This is a genomic window from Parabacteroides sp. AF19-14 (genome assembly GCF_003635485.1).
GTDB lineage: Bacteria > Bacteroidota > Bacteroidia > Bacteroidales > Tannerellaceae > Parabacteroides > Parabacteroides distasonis.
Map to the genome: position 1 here is coordinate 117,937 of NZ_QTMJ01000014.1, position 6,687 is coordinate 124,623.

Annotated in this window: 7 protein-coding genes and 2 pseudogenes; 2 read left to right on the top strand and 7 right to left on the bottom strand. The window is 45.1% G+C overall.

Annotated elements, in window-relative coordinates:
* Positions 1–81: 81 nt before the first annotated feature.
* The 3 genes and pseudogenes from DWX33_RS14760 to DWX33_RS14770 all read right to left on the bottom strand — a co-directional run.
* On the bottom strand, positions 82–711 hold the full coding sequence (locus tag DWX33_RS14760) for a DUF4141 domain-containing protein (protein WP_005809201.1): 630 nt from the start codon (positions 709–711) through the stop codon (positions 82–84).
* A 26-nt stretch (positions 712–737) separates the two neighbouring features.
* Entirely contained in the window at positions 738–1,121 is a 384-nt protein-coding gene (locus DWX33_RS14765; RefSeq protein ID WP_005809203.1) for a DUF3876 domain-containing protein, read from the bottom strand.
* Positions 1,122–1,154: 33 nt separating this feature from the next.
* Positions 1,155–2,357, bottom strand: a pseudogene (locus DWX33_RS14770) (TraG family conjugative transposon ATPase); the annotation flags it as partial.
* 456 nt (positions 2,358–2,813) lie between these two features.
* Between DWX33_RS14770 and DWX33_RS14775 the strand changes: the two are divergent.
* Complete coding sequence (locus tag DWX33_RS14775) at positions 2,814–3,974, top strand: energy transducer TonB (protein ID WP_121963819.1); 1,161 nt, start codon at positions 2,814–2,816, stop codon at positions 3,972–3,974.
* A 65-nt stretch (positions 3,975–4,039) separates the two neighbouring features.
* Entirely contained in the window at positions 4,040–4,330 is a 291-nt protein-coding gene (locus tag DWX33_RS14780; RefSeq protein ID WP_005856047.1) for a hypothetical protein, read from the top strand.
* 88 nt (positions 4,331–4,418) lie between these two features.
* Here the strand turns inward: DWX33_RS14780 and DWX33_RS14785 are convergent, their stop codons facing one another.
* The 4 genes and pseudogenes from DWX33_RS14785 to DWX33_RS14800 form a co-directional block, all read right to left on the bottom strand.
* On the bottom strand, positions 4,419–5,138 hold the full coding sequence (locus tag DWX33_RS14785; RefSeq protein WP_005856055.1) for a hypothetical protein: 720 nt from the start codon (positions 5,136–5,138) through the stop codon (positions 4,419–4,421).
* 4 nt (positions 5,139–5,142) lie between these two features.
* Entirely contained in the window at positions 5,143–6,063 is a 921-nt protein-coding gene (locus tag DWX33_RS14790) for a relaxase/mobilization nuclease domain-containing protein (protein ID WP_005856057.1), read from the bottom strand.
* Entirely contained in the window at positions 6,029–6,412 is a 384-nt protein-coding gene (locus DWX33_RS14795; RefSeq protein ID WP_005856059.1) for a MobC family plasmid mobilization relaxosome protein, read from the bottom strand. Before DWX33_RS14795 ends, DWX33_RS14790 begins: the two co-directional genes overlap by 35 nt.
* A 145-nt stretch (positions 6,413–6,557) precedes the next feature.
* Positions 6,558–6,687: pseudogene (locus DWX33_RS14800) on the bottom strand (DNA primase); the annotation flags it as partial.

Consider the following 6,687-nt stretch of genomic DNA (forward strand, 5'->3'; position numbering starts at 1 on the left):
GCCCGCCATGTCCCCGCATAGCGGCATCATCTGCTCGTAGAGCGAGCGCAGAATCTGGTGAAGGTTGTCGAAATTCATAGGCTACCAGTATCTTTCGTTCATGTTCCCGTACAGCCCCATGATGCGGTCGAGGTCGTTCTTCTTCTTCGCCCGCAGGTAGCTCACGCTGATGTTCTTGTTGGTGTAGTAGCTCACGAGGTTGCGGTAATGCTTCATCTTGGAGTAGCAGCGTTCCACCACATCCATGCGCTCCTTGTCCGTCATGGAGAGCGTGGTGATGTTCACCACGTTCCTCAGCTCCGTCAGCACGTCGTTGGATTCCTCCAACAGCTTGGTGTAGCCAAAGGCGATGGCTCCCAGTTCCTCCACCGTGAAGTTGTCGTCACGCATCATCCTCTGGAAGCTGGTCACATAGGTGTCGGTGATGTCACCCACCATCAGGATGGTCTGCTGCACCTTCCGGGCGTCCTTTACCAGATTGTTCACGGATTTGAGTGCGTCGTAATACTTCTTGCCCTGCTCGTAAATCTTCACCGTCTCTTGAAAATTTTTTATCATATTCTGGGCGGTCGTGGAAGTGTGTACCACGTTCTTGGAAGTGTTCACGATGCTCTGCGCGATGTTGGACGGGTCTATCACCGCCCACTGTGCGCTTGCCCTGCCGACTGCAAACAGGCACAGGCAGATAATAAATGTTATTCTTGTTCTCATGTTACTTTGGATTTTAGTGGTTATCGTTATTGCTCGCTTATCGGATGGTCCGGTTTCGGATTCACACGCACGTAGTCCCCGTTCGGCGAGAAGGTCAGGATGTCCGTCGCTTCGTTGTAGGACACGTCGATACGGAAGCCGGTGTTCATGAACAGGTTGCCGTTCTCCTCCTGCAAGAGATAGGTTTCCGGCTTTAGTTTGCGGCGGATGCCGCTCCGCTTGAATACCGTCACCTTATAGGCTTCGCCCTCCTTGTAGATAAGCACGTCGGGCTTGCCTTCCACACTTTCCCAGTTCCCGCAAAGCAGATCACGGCGATTGTCCGCTACATCGCAGGATTGCAGCATCATGACCGCCAGCCCGATTAAACACTTGCTGACTTGCAGCATTTTCGTTCTTGATATACTCATACGCATTTTCTTTTTTAGTTGATGAATCTGTTTTTACTTATTCCTTCGTCTTTCGGCAAGCTGCCGGATGGCGGCTTCGATGTCGCCGCCCAGCTGCTCCGCCAGACGGTAAACCTCCACCTTCTCCGTTTCTTCAGTGGTGTACGCCAGATACTCTTCAGCACTAACTTCGGTGGCATAGACCGCCGACTGCGTGCCGCCCAGTCCGATCCAGACTTCCTTGTAGAGCCTTGACGGGTTGTTCGCCATGTTGATGGAGAGTATCTGCGACTTCTCCTTCTCCGTCAGCCCCAACAGGGACTGTATGGCATCAAACTTGTTCATGTACTTCCGCTGGTCGAGGAGTATCTTGCAGTCGGAATTATTGATGATGCTCTCCTTGACGACGGGCGAGGAAATGATGTCGTCCACCTCCTGCGTCACCACGATTGCCTCCCCGTAATACTTGCGCACGGTCTTGTACATATAGCGCAGGTACTCAGCCATGTTCGCCGAAGAGAGAGCCTTCCAAGCCTCTTCCACTATCAGCTGTTTGCGCACGCCTTTCAGACGGCGCATCTTGTTGATGAAGGCTTCCATGATGATGATTGTTACCACAGGGAAAAGTTCGCGATTTTCCTTAATACTGTCAATTTCGAAGACAATGAACCGCTTGCCGAGCAGGTCGATGTTCTCCGTGGAGTTGAGCAGGAAGTCGTAGCGTCCTCCCCGGTAATACTGCCGCATGGTGGTGAGCATATTGTCGATGTTGAAATCGGACTTCTCCACCTTTATCTCACGTTCTGCCAGTTCGCGGCGGTAGTCGTCACGCATATACTCGTAGAAGGTGTTGAACGAGGGGATGATGCTCCTGTCAGCCCTGATACACTCGATATAGGCGTTCACCGCACTGCCCAGTTCGCCGCTCTCCGTCTTCGTCACTTTGTCGTCCTCCGACTTCCAGAGCGTCAGCAGCAATGTCTTGATACTGTCCTTCTTCTCCACGTCGAACACGTAATCATCGGTGTAGAACGGGTTGAACGAAATCGGTTTCTCCTCCGTGTAGGTGAAGTACACGCCGTCCGCCCCGTTTGTTTTGCGCCGGATCATCTCGCACAAGCCCTGATAGGAGTTTCCCGTGTCCACCAGCACTACGTGCGTACCCTGCTCGTAGTATTGCCTCACGAGGTGGTTCATAAAGAAGGATTTGCCGCTGCCCGAAGGACCTAATACGAACTTGTTGCGGTTGGCTATAATTAATGTGTATAATTTTCTATCTATTTAATACTGAATATCATGTATTTATAGCGTAGAATATATCAATATTAACATTTTACAAACATGCAATTTGCATACAAATAGAGTGGTTATAAGAAAACAGAAAAGGATATTTGTTGTTAATGGGTAAATGTGGTAGGAGATGTTTTTATATCTGTTTTCCCTCGTTTTTCAGTGAAAAATAGACATGATACAGGCGAAAAGAAGAATACTGTTTTTCTTTTCGCCTGTATATATATTTTGCTGTCTATAAAAGTAGGTTTAGTTCGTTTTGGATATATAGACAAAGGGATAAACTAAACTTGCAATGTATAGGAAAGCCTTTTCTTGAATATTAAAAGTTAATTTGTTCAAACTTAATAAGAAAAAAATAGCTTAACAAGCTGTTCTATTATTAACTTTCCCTATATTTGAGTGTTGTTTATATGACTGGTTATGAAATATTTTCTACCCATATTATTTATATTTTCTTTCAATCTTGTCAGCCCACTTTTAGCACAAGACAAGAATTGTGCAGATATGTCTGCTTTATTAGAGAACAAAATATGGAAAGTGCAACTTCCTAAAGACAAACAATATGCAATGGAAATGGAATTTCGTAGTGCCGGATGGAGAACTACGTTTCTATATGATGAAAAACAAACCAAAACATTTTATTCCTATTCTTTGCATGGAGATACTATCAAAGTTTTTGAATCGGGGAAAAATTGTATCATTCAAGAACTTACAGATAGTACTCTGACATTCCTTTATCTACCGGAAAGTTTGACAATCGGAGTTGCGCCTGTTAGATGTACAACAGATAACAGTATTCAAGGGCTACGAGAGAACGAAAAACGATTGGATAGTATTTGGCGCAAAGAAGATATTTGGAACAAGGGTACTGCTCCTATCAATAAAACTCAGGCTATCAAAGAATATCCCCGATGGGCTGTATGGGATTATGACTTGGAAAAGTATTTCGTTTCTCAAATGAAATACCCCAAAGAGTTACTGAAAAAGAATGTGGCAGGTCATTCTGTTGTGATGTTTTCCATCGACACACTGGGTTTACCTCGTGAAATCAATATTCTGACTACTATCCATAAAGAGTTTGACAAAGAAATAATTAGATTAACAAAAGAACTTCCACACTGTCTGCCTTGCAGGGATAAGAACGGTAAACGAATAGAATGCTTCCATACAGTATATGTACCATTCTTACCACAACATTATAGAGATAGAGTAAAATCGGACAGCATTGCAGAGGAAGAATTGAAACAAAGTTTTGTGGAATGGGAAACTGTGTCTTATTTTGAAAAAGCAAATCCGTATGCAGTTACCAACTACATCAATGAACGCCTAACATACGACCCCAAGCTATTGAACGGCAAAAAAGAAGCCAAAGGGATTTATACGATACGAATTGATTCTTACGGAGAAATAATAAAGGTAGAAACCTTACGAAGTTGTGGCATACCTGAATGGGATAAGCAAGTATTGCAAATCATAAAAGGTATGCCACGGTGGACTCCTACCATCAATTATTACGGGAAAGGTGAATATCACAACTCCGTTTGGACTGTACCTGTTTTATTTAAAAATGATAATCGGTAAATCCTTGAATGAACATCGTGATTATAATTGAATTATCAAAACAGAAATTAAATTTAAACTAAAAAATGGGAACATTAGGCTGTATAAATGATATGCTACAACGGGACAAAGAGAACCGTGAGCTTCGCAAATTGAATAAAGAAAGGATGAAAGAACATCATAAATACCTCGTAAACAAGGGAAAAAATATTAATTTATCCAACATTTCCATTGAAACGATAGAGGAAATCCGTAAAAATACCATAGCAAAAGAACAGTCAGACCAAATTTATCTATTCAAGGCATATATAATTTTTGCAATATGCCTTTTAGGATTATTTTTATTGGGCATACTTTGTTATAAATTATTCTTCTGAATACCTAACGACATGCTGTCCGAAGAAAAATAAATGAATTTGAAAAGCCGGGCGATAAACATGATTCATCACTCCGGCTTTACTCCACTTATGGCTTACCTAGTTTATCGGCTTCCTTTCTCAACAGCTCGGCTTGTTCATTGAGTAGCCTTGCACGCTCCAACGCTTCCGCCTGCTTCCTGCTGCGATACTCAAAATCTATCACAGAATCGGTTAGACTTTGGATAAAACCGTTATCCCTCTGCCAATTGAATTTGGTTTCCAGTATATCAAAGACTTCCCCGTCTGCCTGTCCTTGCATCAGCAAATAGCGGTATTTCATATCGTTGTCCTGCAACTGCTGCATACGTTCAGCCAAACGGACATTCAAGAATATGGAAACGGAACAGACAACCAGCACTGCCGAAAAAACAAACAATTCCGGACGAATCCAAGAAGCGACCTTGTTGTAAATCCGTTGATAGAACGGTAAGGGCGTAGCTTCCTCTTTATCCGTCCTGCAAGAGCCCAAAGTATCAATCATCACCTTGAAACAACGGTAGGTTTCCAATGTTATTTTCTTGGTGTCCTCTATGTTCTTCTGCTGACCTTGCATCCTGCTCCTTATGTCGTCAAGTTGGCTTTGAATAACCTGCAACTTTTCTTCGGGAACAGCCGAATTACTGTGCAGTTCCGACAACGCTTGTTCGATTGTTCCCAGCCGTTCGAGAGTTTCCTCCCGGCTGGCTGGCGTTACCTGTGCTTCCAGCTTCTCTTTCAGTTCCGTAACCATAGAGAGAAGCCCCTCTAAAATCAAATTGTCTTCCATGTCTTTACAATTTAAGTTGTTTTTTCTTTTTCTTCTTCTTTCTCAAATTAAAATTAGGTTCTTCATCCACTGGGGGAGAAGAAGCGGAAAACAGACCGAGTGAACCTGTTATCAACGGGCTGTCAGCCTTGCTCGGTGCAGGTGCCTGCTCCCGAACGGGTGCGAAAGTTGTTTGCCGTTGGCTTTCGGCAACATTCATTCCTGCATCCCCGAAACATTTATCCAGTTTGGAAAAACTGAAACTGCGGTCTATCTCCGAACCCTTGAACGTGTATTCGCCTTTGGAAATGGATATGCCCTGTATCTCGCTTGTCTGTCCCTTATACTTGAACTGGATAGCAATACCCATTTCCGCTAACCGCTGCTGTAACTGCTGCCAGTTACGGGATTTGCCGATTTCATTCTTTACAGCCGTGTAAATCTCGTATTTCGACTTGTCCGGCTCTTTCAATCGGTGCTGCTTCACCTGCTCTTTCCCCTTGGCGAAATAAAGCCCGTGTTTGGCTTTCAGCTTCTTGCATACCTGTTCGTTACGGTACATGTCGTTCCTGTCCGAAATGCTCTTGCCGTTGTTGTCTATGCGGTTGAACACGATATGCACATGTGGATGTTCCCGGTCTTGGTGGCGCACGATGATATACTGCGTATCGGTGATTTTCATTTCACGCATATACTCCTGCGCAAGCTGTATCATCTTCCCGTCCGTCAATTTAGGTGCATCCACTGCCGAATAGCTTAACGCAATATGTCCTACCGGCTTTTTCAAGTCGGGATTCATCCCGGTCTGCATACAGAAGCTGCGGATTATATCGCTCCGGCTTTCCGTCAGAACCCCGTCCGCATGAAGCAAAACCGCCTGCTCCTTGCCGAGCACATAGTTCACACAGCCCTTAAAACCGCTTCCCTTTTTTATTTTTCCAATCATCCGACAAATGGTTTATGATTTCAACAATCCTATCTTTGAGCTTCAAAAGTTCCACCGCAACCAGTGCGAAACCTCCGGCATTCGCCCGGTGCGCCAACTGATTGATGTTGTTGGCTTCCCCTGCCAGCTTGCGGATGGTGTCCGCATCCTGCCTGTTCAGCCGGGGGATGACCTCTGCCGAAACAACCGCCTGCCGGACATACTCACTGATACGTAACCCGGCTTCCCCGGCTCGCTTTCTGATGGCGTAATACTGCAACTCGGTCAGTTTCGTACTGACTACTTTTTTCTGCTTGTCCGTCCGTTTTTTTGCCGGACGACCGCCCGGCTTGTCCTGTATCTTCTTCATGTCTTTTTACTTTTAGGTGGTATATTAGAAATTGCGACCAACGGGAGCGATTTCCTTTGCGGTGAGCAAAGCAAGATGGTTTCGGTATACCGAAACATAACCTTGCTCTCCAAATAAACCGCCAGCCGTTGATAGTCCTGCCGGATTAAATGCCCCTGCCTCTCTTTTGTCTTGGGTCGGCACGTTGTCCAGTTTCCTGCTTCGTTTCCTGCACTTGGCTGGCTGCGTTTTTCCGTTCCTGCTTCCTGCCGCACAGGTAATCGTTCAAGTCCGAA